Raw genomic sequence first — 13,634 nt, 5'->3', positions numbered from 1 at the left:
AATATCCATATTTTTGTAAAGAATAAGCGGAGAAATTTACATAATTGTAAAGGGAAATCAAAATAGTAAAAAGAATTAAGAAGTAAAAGAGTGAGTATTATGGAATATAGAACATTTGTAAGTTATTGCGAAAGCTCTTATAGGAAAGTATAATGTAAAGATATGAGCACAGATAGGATTAAGGGGTCAATCTTATATGCTTTGCATATCCACGACAGATACATAGCTAACAGGAAAGTATTAGAATCCGAGTATGTAGTTTTTAAGGAAAATGTTTTTCCTATTGTCGTATATGCAATATGGAGAAACAAAAAGCTAGGAGTGGATTTGTTTGATAAAAAACCCCAAGGTTTTAATATTAACTGCACATTACGGTAACGGTCATGTGCAAGTGGCAAAAACATTAGAACAAACATTTCGCCAAAAAGGAATCGAAGATGTAATTGTATGCGACTTGTTTGGAGAATCACATCCAGTTATAACCGATATTACAAAATATTTATATTTAAAAAGCTATACGGTAGGAAAAGAATTATATCGTTTGTTTTATTATGGTGTAGAGAAAATTTACGATAAAAAAATAGCATCTTGGTATGCGAATTTTGGGAGAAAGCGTTTGAAGACGCTATTACAGGTGGAGAAACCGGATATTGTTATTAATACCTTTCCAATCATCGCTGTACCAGAATTGAAAAAGCAAATAGGTATTTCTATTCCTGTTTATAACGTATTAACGGATTTTTGCGTGCATAAAATATGGATCCATCGAGAAGTAGATCGTTATTTTGTAGCAACCGATCATGTGAAAAAAGTGATGGTTGATATCGGTGTACCTGCAGAACAAATTGTTGAAACAGGGATTCCGATTCGTAGCAGTTTTGAGCTAAAGATAAATCCAGCAATTATATATAATAAATATCAGTTATGTAAGGATAAAAAGATGTTACTAATTGTAGCAGGTGCTCATGGTGTGCTAGGGAGTGTAAAAGAGCTATGCCAGTCATTTATGTCAGTACCAAACTTACAAGTAGTTGTCGTTTGTGGGAAAAACGAAGCTTTAAAGCAGGATTTAATGGAACTACAGGAACAAAGTTCTGATGCTTTAAAAGTATTTGGTTATGTTGAAAACATTGATGAATTGTTCCGTGTTACTTCTTGTATGATTACGAAGCCAGGTGGTATTACATTAAGCGAAGCAGCAGCATTACAAGTACCTGTCATTTTATATAAACCTGTCCCAGGACAAGAGAATGAAAATGCGTTGTATTTTGAAAAACAAGGGGCTGCAGTTGTAATTCGTGATGATAGTGAAGTTTTTGCAAAAACAGAGGCGTTATTACAAGATGATATGAAGCTTCTTCAGATGAAAGAAGCAATGAAAAGTATTTATCGTCCTGAGCCAGCTGGTCATATTGTGGATACAATTTTGGCAGAAAATCATGCAGAGCCGAATCATATACCTATTAAATCACCAGTTCTTGCCGAATCTTTTACTTAATATGAAACCCTCTTTTAAGCATTTAAAGAGGGTTTTTTTTATTGTTGTAAAAAAAATAAACGTGAATTATTAACTTATCCCGCAAAAGCCCGATTGGTGAGGGCTAATAATCAGTGGGGATAAACAAAACTCCGACTGATTAAAGTTGTACTTTATCCACAAAGGATTGCGCTTCTATTAGACAGTAAAGTCGAAATATTAACAACTATATCCACATAGTCCACAATTTTTAGAAAATTATCCACAATTCTCACGTTTAGAATTCATTTAAATAAATGAATTCGTAAAATACTTTTGTAATTTATGCACAATTCTACGGTTTTTGTGGATAAGGTTGTCCACAAAAAAGGTTCCTTATAAATAAGGAACCTTTTTTGCTAATTCATTGGAAAATCTTATGTAATGAAACTGAATAATTAGGGGGGAAACCTTCTAATTATTCAGTTTCACTTTAAATACTTTTTGAGCGATAGCCCGCTGCACGATCTGCTTTTCGAAATTCTCGCTGATAGAGAACTTCTTGTGTACTAGATAATGTGTTTTTTGCTTTATCACGTTTCTTTTTATCCATTACAAATCACCTCGTGTCCTAAAGTCACTATCTATCGTTTCCAAAGACATGGGGTGATATACATATATGTCAAACTAGCAATGATTAATTATCATTTCTGAATTTTTAGATTACGCCTCTTTTAATTGGTGTGCTTCTTGGAATGTTGTATCGCGCATTGTTGCAAGTGTATACTGATCTTTTGGAATTTCATATAAATTATATACTTCTTCATGCGCGTTAATTTCATCATAAACGGCTTTTCTTGTTTCGTTTGCTAGATTTACATATTGTAGTTTTTCGGCAGCTTTAATAGACCGAATATTTATTTTACGAATACGCATAAAAATCGTTTCAATATCTAATTCATAGAAAAGTTCGCTAAAAAATGAATCTTTCGCCAATTTATTATATCCTTTACCATGATATGGTTTGCCAAGCCAAGTTCCGAGGAATCCAGCTTTTTCTTGCACATCAAATAAAGTAATTGTGCCGATGGGGTTACCCCATTCATCTAAAATTGTGCGTGAGATTAATTCTCCACGCTCTTCGGCTTCGATTGTTTGTTTCGTTAAAAATAAATATTCTTCATAAGAATAGGCCTTTTGACGCACAAAAGGGAAGACAGCAGGATCCACCATTAATTCGTATAGAACGTGGCTGTCGTGTAAGTCGCGTTTTTTCAACACACTAACTCCTCCTCACACGAGGGTAGCATGACGAAAAAGCACCCACCCTCGAAATTTTTATATCAATCTTTAAAAAATTTCGGGGTGGGAATCGAACCCACTAGAACCAGTTTCTAACGCTGGTGGCGCACCATTTGCCTTCCCCATTCATCAATTTGAAAATGATAATCACGACACAAATTGATTATGGTTTCATTCAGTTTATAATCGTATAATACTGTATCTAGTCAAAAAAATAAACTAGTTTTTTTTATTTTTTTTGTAAATTATTTTTCCGTCAATCATAGTGAGTACAGGCTTGGCTAAATAATGGAAAGGATGATGTGTCCATAACACGAGGTCAGCATCTTTTCCAACTTCAATGCTTCCAATTCTATCCTCCAAACGTAAATTTCGAGCTGGGAAAATAGTGATTCCTTCCAACGCTGTTTTCTCATCTAATCCTTCTCTTACTGCAATAGCAGCGCAAACATTTAAATATTGAATTGGTGTATAAGGGTGGTCGGTTGTAATAGAAACTTCTACTCCATTTTTCGATAAAATATGATAAGTATCCCACGTTTTGTTTTTTAATTCGATTTTCGAACGTCGTGTAAGAGTAGGTCCAACTGAAACTTTTAAATTGTGTTTCGAAAGCTCTTCAACAATAAAGTGTCCTTCTGTACAATGTTCAATACGTAAATCAAGATTGAATTCTGTCGCAAAGCGTAAAGCTGAAGTGATATCATCTGCGCGGTGAGCGTGGATACGTACCGGTATTTCTCGGCGGAGTGCTTTTAAAATAGGTAGCATTCGAAAATCAGCTTCATGCCCGTAGTGTTGTGCGTCGTAGAATGATTCACGAAGTAAACCCATAATTCCCATACGTGTTATTGATTCTTTTGTGCCGTTGCTATGGAACTTTTTAGGATTTTCTCCAAAGGCAATTTTTAAACCAGCAGGTTCCTGAATAATCATATGATCAATACAAGTTCCAGCAGTTTTTATTACACAAGTAGTACCGCCGATAATGTTTTGGCTTCCAGGCATCACGTGAACAGTCGTAACACCATTTTGTACAGCGTCTTGAAATGCAATATCAAAAGGATGGATCCCGTCTAAAGAACGGATATGTGGTGTTGAAACTTCGGATGTTTCATTTGCATCATTACCAGCCCAACCAGTCCCTTCATCGTAGAGGCCAAGGTGAGTATGAACATCAATAAATCCAGGCAAGAGATGAAGAGCTCGTGCATCTATAACGGTCATATCCTGAGTAGTATCGATATGAGGTTTGACCGCGGCAATGCGTTCTCCTATAACGAGTACATCTCCTTGAAACTTTTGGGATGTAATAGGATATACAATGGCTTGTTTGAGCAATATTTTCATAGATACCTCATTTCTGTTACTTTACAAGGTTAATGGAATTTAAGGGAAAGTAACTGAAAGGTTATTTGTGTAATAATGCTCCGGATGCTAGAAAATGAAAGTTTTGAAAGGGGCCCCTGTAAAACTGTGTTTTAGAAGTACTATATTGTATGCGAAAGTATATTTTGTAATGCATGGTCTATTGCCGGAAATGTGTATTGATACCCATGTTCAATGGCTTTACTAGGTAATACATGTTGTCCTTCTAGTACGAGTATACTCATCTCACCTAATAAAGTGTGAAGCATAAATGAAGGGACAGGTAACCAATGAGGTTTTTTCATTATAGTTGCAATGTTTTCGCCAAATTCCTTCATTCTTATAGGTAGGGGAGCTGTAATGTTAAGAGGTCCATCAATTTCTTCTTTGTGTATGATGAAATCAATTAGGCGAACTACATCGTCTATATGAATCCATGATAACCATTGGTTTCCAGATCCGATTGTACCTCCGATATAGAATTGATAAGGGAGTAGCATTTTTGGAAGAGCTCCTCCGTCTGCGCCTAATACAACTCCAAGTCTTGCGTAGATTGTTCGTATTCCAAGAGAACGTGCTTTAGATGCTTCTTGTTCCCATGAATATACTGTATTTGCTAAAAAGTCACTTCCAGGAATCTCATGCTGTTCTGTAAATGACTCAGTTTCAGACGTTCCATAGTATCCAATAGCACTCGCGTTAATAAATGTATTTGGTTTTGTACCAAGTGTCTGCAATTGTTTAATGAGCCCTTTTGTTGTTTGAATTCGACTGTTTAAAATGGAGTCCTTTTGTTTCTTTGTCCATCTACTATTAATAGACTCTCCAGCTAGATTAATAACTACATCAATAGAAGAGAGGGGAAAGGTTTGTAAATCTGGTGTCCATTGTACATACCGAAGGTTAGGGTGGGAAGTTTCAGTAGTTTCGTTTCGAGTAAGAATGGAAACATTATATCCTTTTTGAATAAAAAAAGTAGAAAGGTATGTACCGATAAAGCCAGTACCACCAGAAATTGCGATTCTCACAATTATTTCCTCCTCATTATATATATTCTTGAAAAGCAAAAACGTTCCTTGACTATGGTGAACTACCCACCACTTAGTATCTCTTACGAGCTTACCCCGAAGTGGGGGCCTCTCGGTTCATCGCACACAACCTGAACATTACATTATTATTATTATCTACTTTCATTGTTATACCAAACTTTACCTCTTATAAGAATGATTATATCAGAGGCGAAATAAAGAAGAAAACCAAATTTCTGACTACGCCAAACCGAAATTCATCCCCCACCTACCGCTAGACTATCGTCTTTCACACGCCCCAGGAAGGAGACTTCTTTCGGATAATACGTTAAAATAATAGAGAGGTGAGAGTATGGCTGTCATTACAAAAATAGAAGTGCAAAAACGATCGAAAGAACGATTTAATATTTATATTGATAAAGGTCAAGGTGAAGAATACGGATTTAGTGTGGATCAAGTAATCTTAATGAAACATGGATTACAAAAAGGCTTAGAAATTGATGAAATGGCGTTAGGAAATATTTTATACAATGAAGAGGTACAAAAAGCATATTTACAAGCAATTTCCTATTTATCCTATCAAATGAGAACGAAACAAGAAATAGAAGATTTCTTACGAAAAAAAGAAGTGGGACAGGCCGTCATCTCTGAAGTCGTTTCGAAATTATTACATGATCGATATATTAATGATAAAGAGTACGCTGTTTTATATACGAGAACGCAAAGTAATGTGAATCGAAAGGGTCCAACTGTTATTAAAAGAGAGTTATTAAATAAAGGTGTTCAGGATCTAATTATTACGCATAGTTTACAAGAATATCCGAAGGAAAAGCAAATTGAGAATGCTTTAATTCTTATAGAAAAGAAGAAAAAATCTTATCAAAAGCATTCCTTTTTACAAATGAAGCTAAAGTTAGACGAAATGCTCGTTCGTAAAGGATATTCTAGAGATGTGATTCAAATTTGTTTGGAAGAATTGAAAGACGAAAAAGATGACGAACAGCAACAAGAAGCGTTACACTATCATGGGAATAAATATTATGAGAAATATAAGAAGTATGATGGTTGGACATTCGAAAATAAGGTGAAGCAAGCGTTATATCGAAAAGGATTCTCTATTGATGAGATAGATATATTTTTACAAATGAAACGTGAAGAGGGATGAGGAAATAAGATGGGTATGCCAAAACGCTACAGTGAAATGACACCACATGAGCTAAGGGAAGAAATTGGGGTTTTGAAGGAGCAAGCAGTAAAGGCTGAGCAACTTGGAATTGTAAATGAATTCGATGTATTAATGAGAAAAATGGCTATGGCTCGTGCTTATATGATAGATATAAATAAATTCCATATTGGTGAGACATATGAATTAGTAGAAGAACCTGGTGTGGTATTTAAAATTACGTATTTCAATGGGGTATTTGCTTGGGGATATAAGCAAAATGATAAGGAAGAAATTGGAATACCGATTTCCCTATTGCAAGAAAAATAAAAACCAGAGAGTGAATCTCTCTCTGGTTTTTATCTTTGGTAGGCGTTAAAGGAGATAGGAGATTCTAAAATTGGCGTTTTTTACATTCGTTTGCCAATATAATGAGAGACTGGGTTTGTTGCGTCTGTCCGTTAACTTGCGCTTTCGCATGTTTCGGACGAGTCCACGTATGGTTAAATAATTCAGAACGACTATCTAAACGATCACGGTAGCTCATCTTTATCACCTCGTGTAGGAATTTAATTTGTACTACTCTTCCTGCTGATTTGCAGCACGCATACGTTCTTGTGGGTGCGTGTTAATTGTGCCGTTAGGTCGTTTCGAAGCGAAGCGTGATTTCGCTTTCGGTTGACCGTCGATTTTGCTGTTGTTTTTTGACTCAGACCAAAATTCGGCTTGTCTACCCATTAAGAACGCCCCCTCATTATCAGTTGATACCTCTTTAAGAAGTATCACTTATAGAATGTGCAAAATAGAAGAAACTATCCTTTAGAAATTAAGGGAATAAATAGGTAAAAGGAGAATAGAACATGAATGATATTTATGAAACATTAACGAAAGAATTATTAGATAAAAATGACAACCTTTCTTACGCACAAGCTCGTGCATGGGTTGAATTACTGTGGGAAGACTTCCGAACAACTTATGCTAAATCAGGTCGTTACCAAGGTGAGGAAATGACTGAACAAGTGGTACGAACATGGGTTAATAATCATGGAGGGCGCCTTCATGAAATGCGTACAAATAATCCGAAGTATAGCCATTTAATCAATCAAGAAGATCATTTGAAACATTAAAAAAAGCGACGTAGGTCGCTTTTTTTAATGTGGAAGCAATTCCAGTTTCTTTCGAAGTTTCTCTTCGCTGAAAATCCATCCTGTATATGAACTAATAATATTCAAATTTTGATCGAGCTGAACGATTGCGACGAATGGATAATAATCTTTACTTCGATACCGCAAATCAATAAAGCGAACTTCATAATAGTTATCATAATCGAAAATATCCCAGCGATATACAGGCGAGAAAGATAAGAAAGCAGATATATTTTCATCTCGCACAGCAGCTTGCATAATGGCGGTATTCGGGAACGGTACGCGATCGAATTTGTCATATACAAGGATGTTACCGCGGTGCCATCTTGCGACGTAGTAATGTTCAGTTGTAACGACGGCTAAATGATAATGATAAAACTTGTAAGAAGGAGAGATAATTACTTTCTCTACATTTTTGAAACGTTTGTATACTACACTTTTGATATTTCGATGCATCATAATGCGGCCAATGTAGTAAACAAACATTAATATATACGCTGCTAAAGCAGTATAGCCTTTATGTGCTCCGACAAGCATACAGGCGATAGCTAGTATATGGATAAAGAAAATGACAGTATCAAACGTATTAATTATGCCGAGCGCTACCCATTTTTTTGTGAAGGGCCTTAATGCCTGTGTACCATAGGCATTGAAAATATCCACAAAGACATGAAGAAAGACGGCAATAAATGACCAAAGTAGCAGATGCAGATAGGGAGCGTCTGAAAAGAAGGCGAAAGAGATGCCACTTATAAGGAGTGACCATAGGATCACTGCAGGGATGGAATGAGTAATCCCGCGATGATTTCTTATATATTTAGCGTTATTACGCAATTTTAAAACTGTATCGATGTCAGGAATATTGGAACCGGCAATTGTTGCAAGCATTACTGCTTGTGGCCCAATATCACTTTGTGCTATAGCTGGATCTAATGTTGCCAAACTGCCTAAAGTAACGCCCATAACAAGGTGAGTGGCTGTGTCCATAGAAATCCACCTCCGTTTTTTATTAATGTAACTCTTTTTATTCGATACCTCAAGTCCTTTGCCTTCTATTTCCTATGTCATCTTACTTAAATTTTTTCCTAAAATCTTTATAATAGTACGTATATGCAAAAAAATGAGGGGGATCAAGTTTGACACTTGAAATATTAAATGAGTTTAACATAGAACAGTTTCAAAATGATTTAATTGGTTGGTTTGAAAAAGAACAACGTGATTTACCGTGGCGAAAAAATAAAGATCCATACCGTGTTTGGGTTTCAGAAATTATGTTACAGCAAACAAGGGTAGAGGCTGTAAAACCATATTACGCAAATTTTATGGGGAAGTTTCCTACGCTTGAAGCGCTAGCAACTGCCGATGATGAAGAAGTATTAAAAGCATGGGAAGGCTTAGGTTATTATTCTAGAGCACGAAATTTACATGCTGCAGTAAAAGAGGTAAAAGAAGTATACGGCGGGACAGTACCGAGCGATGTAAAGAAAATTGAAAAATTAAAAGGAGTGGGACCATATACAAAAGGTGCCATTTTAAGCATTGCATATGGAATACCAGAGCCAGCGGTTGATGGAAATGTTATGCGCGTATTATCTCGTATTTTATCAGTGTGGGATGATATTGCAAAACCGAAAACGAGAAAAGTTTTTGAAGAGATTGTGCGTGAAATTATTTCTATAGAAAATCCATCTTATTTTAACCAAGGTTTGATGGAATTAGGGGCATTAATTTGTATACCGAAAAATCCATCTTGTTTACTTTGTCCTGTACGTGAACATTGCAGAGGGTATGCTGAAGGTGTTCAAAAAGAACTACCAGTGAAGAGTAAAGCGAAAGCACCTACAATGGTACCGCTCGTTGCAGGAGTACTTCAAACTGAAGATGGCCGTTACGTAATTAATAAACGCCCAAGTACGGGATTACTGGCTAATATGTGGGAGTTCCCGAATATTGAACTAAGTGAAGGTATTCGTAATCAAAAACAACAGCTTACGGATTATATGAAGGAGAGCTTTGATCTCTCTGTTTCTATTGATGAATACGCGATGAATGTACAACATACTTTTACACATCGTACTTGGGATATATTTATATTTTACGGAAAAGTAACAGGTAATATTGTCGAAACGGATACATTAAAGTTTGTGTCGAAAGAAGCGTTTGAACAGTTACCTTTCTCGAAATCACATCGTACAATTTACGAAAAGTGTGTTGAGAAAATTACAATGCAGTAAAGTGAAACTTTAATCAGTGGGGGTTTTCTTCATCCCCCACTGATTATTAGCCTTCACCAATCGGGCTTTTATGGGCAGCAGGGCTCCCACCTACCTTCTTTGCTTTCGCTGCATTTTGAGGTGGGGTCTTACTGCCCGGCAAATAGCGGGATAAATAATAAAAAACGTGTTCCAGAACTTTGGAACACGTTTTTTATATTGAAAATAAATTTGTATTTTGAGATTGAAAATCCACGCGTTTATAATCCGCCCCGTGACTCGATTTCTTTCACAACTTCTTTATAAATCGTTTGGCCCTCTACATTTAGATAAGGCATAATTTGCTGAAATGAATGATGAAAATAAGCTAATTCATCCGCTTTCCATTCATTTTTGGAAATCATAGTTAGCTCAGTCATATCACGTCCAGTATACATATTCCCACCTCCATCATATGTAGTTTGAATGAGTGATAAGAGATATATGCGTGAATTTTTTAAAAGAAAATTAAGGATAACTTCTAAGTGAATTGGTTACATTATTGATTGTGGAGGTGAGAAAGATGAGTAAAAAACAACAAGGTTATAATAAGGCAACTTCTGGTGCTAGCATTCAAAGTACAAATGCTAGCTATGGTACAGAGTTTGCAACTGAAACGAATGTACAAGCAGTAAAACAAGCAAACGCACAATCAGAGGCACAGAAAGCACAAGCTTCTGGTGCTCAAAGTGCAAATGCTAGTTATGGTACAGAGTTTGCAACTGAAACAGATGTGCATGCAGTGAAAAAACAAAATGCACAATCAGCTGCAAAACAATCACAATCTTCTAGTTCAAACGAGTAATGAAAGAAAAACACTTCTCCAATTCGAGAGAAGTGTTTTCTTTGTGTGCGTGTCACTGTAATGAAAATAAAGGGAACGACATAACTTCTAATAAGTCAACAAATGTAGTCAAAGGAGAAAGAAGTTCACGATTAGAAATATGTAATAGGAATTATAAATGGCGAATGAATCAAAAAGGGGGTAAGTGATGAACGATTTTGATAAGTTGGTAGGAGAGCAGTTGGAAACGATGGATGAGCTTTTAAAGTTACAATCACATTTAGAGAAGTATCAGCAAATTGAAATGAGTGGAAGGGATACGTGCGATAAAAAAGAATTGCATTTTATCCGTCAAGAAATATACAGAACAGAAATAGCATTAAAACTTTTACATGAAAAATTTGAACAGCAAACGAATAATGTGATTCAATCTTTTGAAACCGAAAAAATAATTTGAAATTAAGGGTGAGATATGTTGTTGATTTTAGGGAAAAGTCCTTTCTTAAACAGAGATGAGGGGGACTTTTCTTTTTGTTATATCTTCGTTTAATCTTCTAAAATACGTATTGCTAATTCATAGGAAATGTTCCTTAGTTAAAAGGGTTAGTGATGTGGTATTCAATAATACAAACTTCATTATATTCCTCATGAAAACAAGTGTCCTATCGCTTTAGTTTTAAAATTTTGACAAAAAAGTTATAATAGAAAAAAAGTGAATGCAGTTCAAGGGGTAGTTAAGACAACTTAAGAATGGCATTTGCAGTTGAAAGAAGGGAGCATATATGGGATTTCCCAAAGAAGGAGAAAAGGTACAAATACATAGTTATAAACATAATGGCGCCATTCATAGAATGTGGGAAGAGACAACGATTTTAAAAGGGACGCAGAGTCTTGTGATCGGAGCGAATGATCGTACAGTAGTTACTGAATCAGATGGCCGAACATGGGTTACTCGCGAACCTGCGATTTGTTACTTCCATGCTAATTATTGGTTTAATGTAATTGGAATGCTGAGAGAAGAAGGAGTATATTATTATTGTAATTTAAGTTCTCCTTTTGCATATGACTCTGAAGCATTAAAGTATATTGATTACGACTTAGACATTAAAGTGTATCCAGATATGACATATACACTTTTAGATGAAGATGAGTATGAGAAGCATAGTCAAATCATGCAGTATCCACCTGTTATTGATACAATTTTAAAACGAAATGTAGCGCATTTAACACAGTGGATTCATCAAAGGAAAGGTCCATTCGCACCGGATTTCGTAGATATGTGGTACGAAAGATATTTAATGTACAGAAATTAAAACAAACCTGCAGGGAATTTCCCGGCAGGTTTGTCCTATTAGAGGGGGGATTATGTGCAAGGTATAAAAAGATATTTACAATTTGTTAAACCATATCGATGGCTTATTGCTATTACAATTATTATTGGTCTTGTGAAGTTCGGTATCCCGCTTATTATGCCATGGTTATTAAAGTATATTATTGATGATGTTATTCAAGGCACGGGATCGCTTCAAGAAAAAACGTCTCAATTAATAACCGCAATTGGGATTGCTTTTTTTATTTTTGCAGTAGTAAGACCGCCGATAGAATATTATCGTCAATATTTCGCACAGCGCATTGCCAATACAATACTATATGATTTACGAAAATACATTTTTGGGCACTTGCAAAAATTGAGCTTACGTTATTATTCGAACACAAAAACAGGGGAGCTTATTTCACGTGTAATCCATGATGTAGAACAAACGAAGGACTTTGTAATTACTGGTCTTATGAATGTCTGGTTAGATACTGCAACAATTGTTATTGCCATTATCGTTATGTTTTCTATGAATATAAAATTAACCTTTGTTGCTTTATTAATTTTACCTATTTATGTAGTTGCAGTGAAATATTTTTTCGGGCGCCTTCGAAAATTGACGAAAGAGCGCTCGCAAGCGTTAGCAACTATGCAAGGGTATTTACATGAACGTATTCAAGGAATGCAAGTGACACGTAGTTTTGCATTAGAAGAGTATGAAAGAGGACAGTTTGAAAAGAGAAATAATGAATTTTTAACGAAAGCACTAACTCATACGAGTTGGACGGCGAGAACGTTTTCAGTAGTGAATACGTTAACGGATTTAGGGCCGTTACTTGTTATTGGTTTTGCGGCATATGAGGTAATTCAAGGGTCGTTAACACTGGGTACGATGGTTGCTTTTGTTGGATATATGGATAGTTTATATAGTCCGCTTCGTCGCCTTGTTAATTCATCTACAACATTAACACAGTCCTTCGCCTCGATGGATCGAGTGTTTGAATTGTTGGATGAAAAATACGATATTGTTAATGTGCCAAATGCGGTGCAAACGAAAAGGCTAGATGGGGAAGTTATATTTGATAATGTTTCTTTTCGTTATAATGCGGATGAAAAAGAAATATTGCATAATCTGTCATTAACTATGCGCCCGGGAGAGAAGGTTGCGCTTGTAGGGGCAAGTGGAGGAGGAAAGTCATCTCTTGCTAGTTTAATTCCGCGTTTTTACGATGTTTCTGAAGGTGCAGTTTATATAGACGGGATAGATGTAAGAAAGTATAATATGAGAAATTTACGTAGTCATATTGGAATTGTGCTACAAGATAATTTATTATTTAGCGATACAATCGGGGCTAATATTTTATATGGCAATCCGAAAGCTACAGAGGCGGAAGTGATTTCAGCTGCCAAAGCTGCACAAATTCATAATTTTATTACAGAGTTGCCAGAGGGCTATGATACTGTCGTTGGGGAACGTGGTGTGAAATTATCTGGTGGACAAAGACAGCGTGTAGCAATCGCACGGGTTTTTCTAAAGAATCCGTCTTTACTTATATTAGATGAAGCAACTTCCGCTTTAGATTTAGAAAATGAACGATATATTCAAGAGGCACTGCAAACGTTAGCTGCAGATCGGACAACAATTATTATTGCACATCGATTAGCGACGATTACGCATGTTGATACAATTATTTATGTTGAAGATGGTGAAATAAAAGAAAAGGGTTCTCATGAAGAGTTAATGAAAAAGAGGGGATTTTATTACAATCTATATCAACTTCAGCATATAACAGAAACAGCTCCTTTAGCGTAAAAGGAGCTG

General features: G+C 35.8%; 17 protein-coding genes. 9 read left to right on the top strand and 8 right to left on the bottom strand.

What is annotated here, in order from left to right:
- The first annotated feature begins 331 nt into the window (after positions 1-331).
- Positions 332-1,498 carry a diglucosyl diacylglycerol synthase gene (locus MR155_RS24430; RefSeq protein WP_002091130.1) on the top strand — a complete coding sequence of 389 codons (1,167 nt, stop codon included), beginning with the start codon at positions 332-334 and terminating at the stop codon, positions 1,496-1,498.
- A 451-nt stretch (positions 1,499-1,949) separates the two neighbouring features.
- Here MR155_RS24430 and MR155_RS24425 read toward each other — a convergent pair whose 3' ends face one another.
- The 4 genes from MR155_RS24425 to MR155_RS24410 all read right to left on the bottom strand — a co-directional run bounded on the left by MR155_RS24425 (position 1,950) and on the right by MR155_RS24410 (position 5,154).
- Positions 1,950-2,069: a YfhE family protein gene (locus tag MR155_RS24425; protein WP_000358484.1), complete on the bottom strand. Its 120-nt coding sequence runs from the start codon at positions 2,067-2,069 to the stop codon at positions 1,950-1,952.
- 110 nt (positions 2,070-2,179) lie between these two features.
- Entirely contained in the window at positions 2,180-2,737 is a 558-nt protein-coding gene (locus MR155_RS24420; protein WP_002091129.1) for a GNAT family N-acetyltransferase, read from the bottom strand.
- 240 nt (positions 2,738-2,977) lie between these two features.
- Positions 2,978-4,108 carry an amidohydrolase gene (locus MR155_RS24415; RefSeq protein WP_113937957.1) on the bottom strand — a complete coding sequence of 377 codons (1,131 nt, stop codon included), beginning with the start codon at positions 4,106-4,108 and terminating at the stop codon, positions 2,978-2,980.
- Positions 4,109-4,248: 140 nt separating this feature from the next.
- Positions 4,249-5,154: a TIGR01777 family oxidoreductase gene (locus tag MR155_RS24410; protein ID WP_242311314.1), complete on the bottom strand. Its 906-nt coding sequence runs from the start codon at positions 5,152-5,154 to the stop codon at positions 4,249-4,251.
- Positions 5,155-5,506: 352 nt separating this feature from the next.
- Between MR155_RS24410 and recX the strand changes: the two genes are divergently transcribed.
- On the top strand, positions 5,507-6,319 hold the full coding sequence (gene recX / locus MR155_RS24405) for a recombination regulator RecX (protein ID WP_242311313.1): 813 nt from the start codon (positions 5,507-5,509) through the stop codon (positions 6,317-6,319).
- Between the two features lie 9 nt (positions 6,320-6,328).
- On the top strand, positions 6,329-6,646 hold the full coding sequence (locus MR155_RS24400; protein ID WP_002139556.1) for a YfhH family protein: 318 nt from the start codon (positions 6,329-6,331) through the stop codon (positions 6,644-6,646).
- Between the two features lie 64 nt (positions 6,647-6,710).
- On the opposite strand, the gene MR155_RS24395 is transcribed toward MR155_RS24400, so the two are convergent.
- Together MR155_RS24395 and MR155_RS24390 are read right to left on the bottom strand one after the other, a co-directional pair.
- Positions 6,711-6,863, bottom strand: a complete 153-nt coding sequence (locus MR155_RS24395; RefSeq protein WP_000122093.1) for a YpzG family protein — start codon at positions 6,861-6,863, stop codon at positions 6,711-6,713.
- A gap of 32 nt (positions 6,864-6,895) precedes the next feature.
- The gene (locus MR155_RS24390) at positions 6,896-7,054 is read right to left on the bottom strand and encodes a small, acid-soluble spore protein K (RefSeq protein WP_002010326.1); all 159 of its coding nucleotides are present in this window, start codon (positions 7,052-7,054) and stop codon (positions 6,896-6,898) included.
- A gap of 122 nt (positions 7,055-7,176) precedes the next feature.
- Between MR155_RS24390 and MR155_RS24385 the strand changes: the two genes are divergently transcribed.
- Positions 7,177-7,443, top strand: a complete 267-nt coding sequence (locus MR155_RS24385; RefSeq protein WP_002010328.1) for a YfhJ family protein — start codon at positions 7,177-7,179, stop codon at positions 7,441-7,443.
- 24 nt (positions 7,444-7,467) lie between these two features.
- Here MR155_RS24385 and MR155_RS24380 read toward each other — a convergent pair whose 3' ends face one another.
- Positions 7,468-8,448: a metal-dependent hydrolase gene (locus tag MR155_RS24380; RefSeq protein ID WP_002010329.1), complete on the bottom strand. Its 981-nt coding sequence runs from the start codon at positions 8,446-8,448 to the stop codon at positions 7,468-7,470.
- A gap of 149 nt (positions 8,449-8,597) precedes the next feature.
- Here MR155_RS24380 and mutY point away from each other — a divergent pair, with 149 nt between their 5' ends.
- Complete coding sequence (mutY, locus tag MR155_RS24375) at positions 8,598-9,695, top strand: A/G-specific adenine glycosylase (RefSeq protein WP_002091125.1); 1,098 nt, start codon at positions 8,598-8,600, stop codon at positions 9,693-9,695.
- 239 nt (positions 9,696-9,934) lie between these two features.
- Here the strand turns inward: mutY and MR155_RS24370 are convergent, their stop codons facing one another.
- Positions 9,935-10,111, bottom strand: coding sequence for a hypothetical protein (locus MR155_RS24370; RefSeq protein WP_181777951.1), 177 nt, complete (start codon positions 10,109-10,111; stop codon positions 9,935-9,937).
- Between the two features lie 125 nt (positions 10,112-10,236).
- Here MR155_RS24370 and MR155_RS24365 point away from each other — a divergent pair, with 125 nt between their 5' ends.
- The 4 genes from MR155_RS24365 (at position 10,237) to MR155_RS24350 (ending at position 13,625) form a co-directional block, all read left to right on the top strand.
- On the top strand, positions 10,237-10,518 hold the full coding sequence (locus tag MR155_RS24365) for a gamma-type small acid-soluble spore protein (protein ID WP_002091122.1): 282 nt from the start codon (positions 10,237-10,239) through the stop codon (positions 10,516-10,518).
- A gap of 187 nt (positions 10,519-10,705) precedes the next feature.
- Positions 10,706-10,954, top strand: a complete 249-nt coding sequence (locus MR155_RS24360) for a YgaB family protein (protein WP_002091121.1) — start codon at positions 10,706-10,708, stop codon at positions 10,952-10,954.
- Positions 10,955-11,279: 325 nt separating this feature from the next.
- A complete protein-coding gene (gene ntdP / locus MR155_RS24355; RefSeq protein ID WP_113937952.1) occupies positions 11,280-11,810 on the top strand; it encodes a nucleoside tri-diphosphate phosphatase in 531 nt (176 codons plus the stop codon).
- 54 nt (positions 11,811-11,864) lie between these two features.
- Complete coding sequence (locus MR155_RS24350) at positions 11,865-13,625, top strand: ABC transporter ATP-binding protein (protein ID WP_002091119.1); 1,761 nt, start codon at positions 11,865-11,867, stop codon at positions 13,623-13,625.
- The last annotated feature ends 9 nt before the right edge of the window (positions 13,626-13,634 follow it).

The sequence above is a fragment of the Bacillus cereus group sp. BfR-BA-01331 genome (assembly GCF_022663915.1).
In the GTDB taxonomy this organism is placed as follows: domain Bacteria; phylum Bacillota; class Bacilli; order Bacillales; family Bacillaceae_G; genus Bacillus_A; species Bacillus_A mycoides.
The sequence above is the reverse complement of the archived record's forward strand: the minus strand, read 5'-3'. Positions and strand labels throughout refer to the sequence as shown.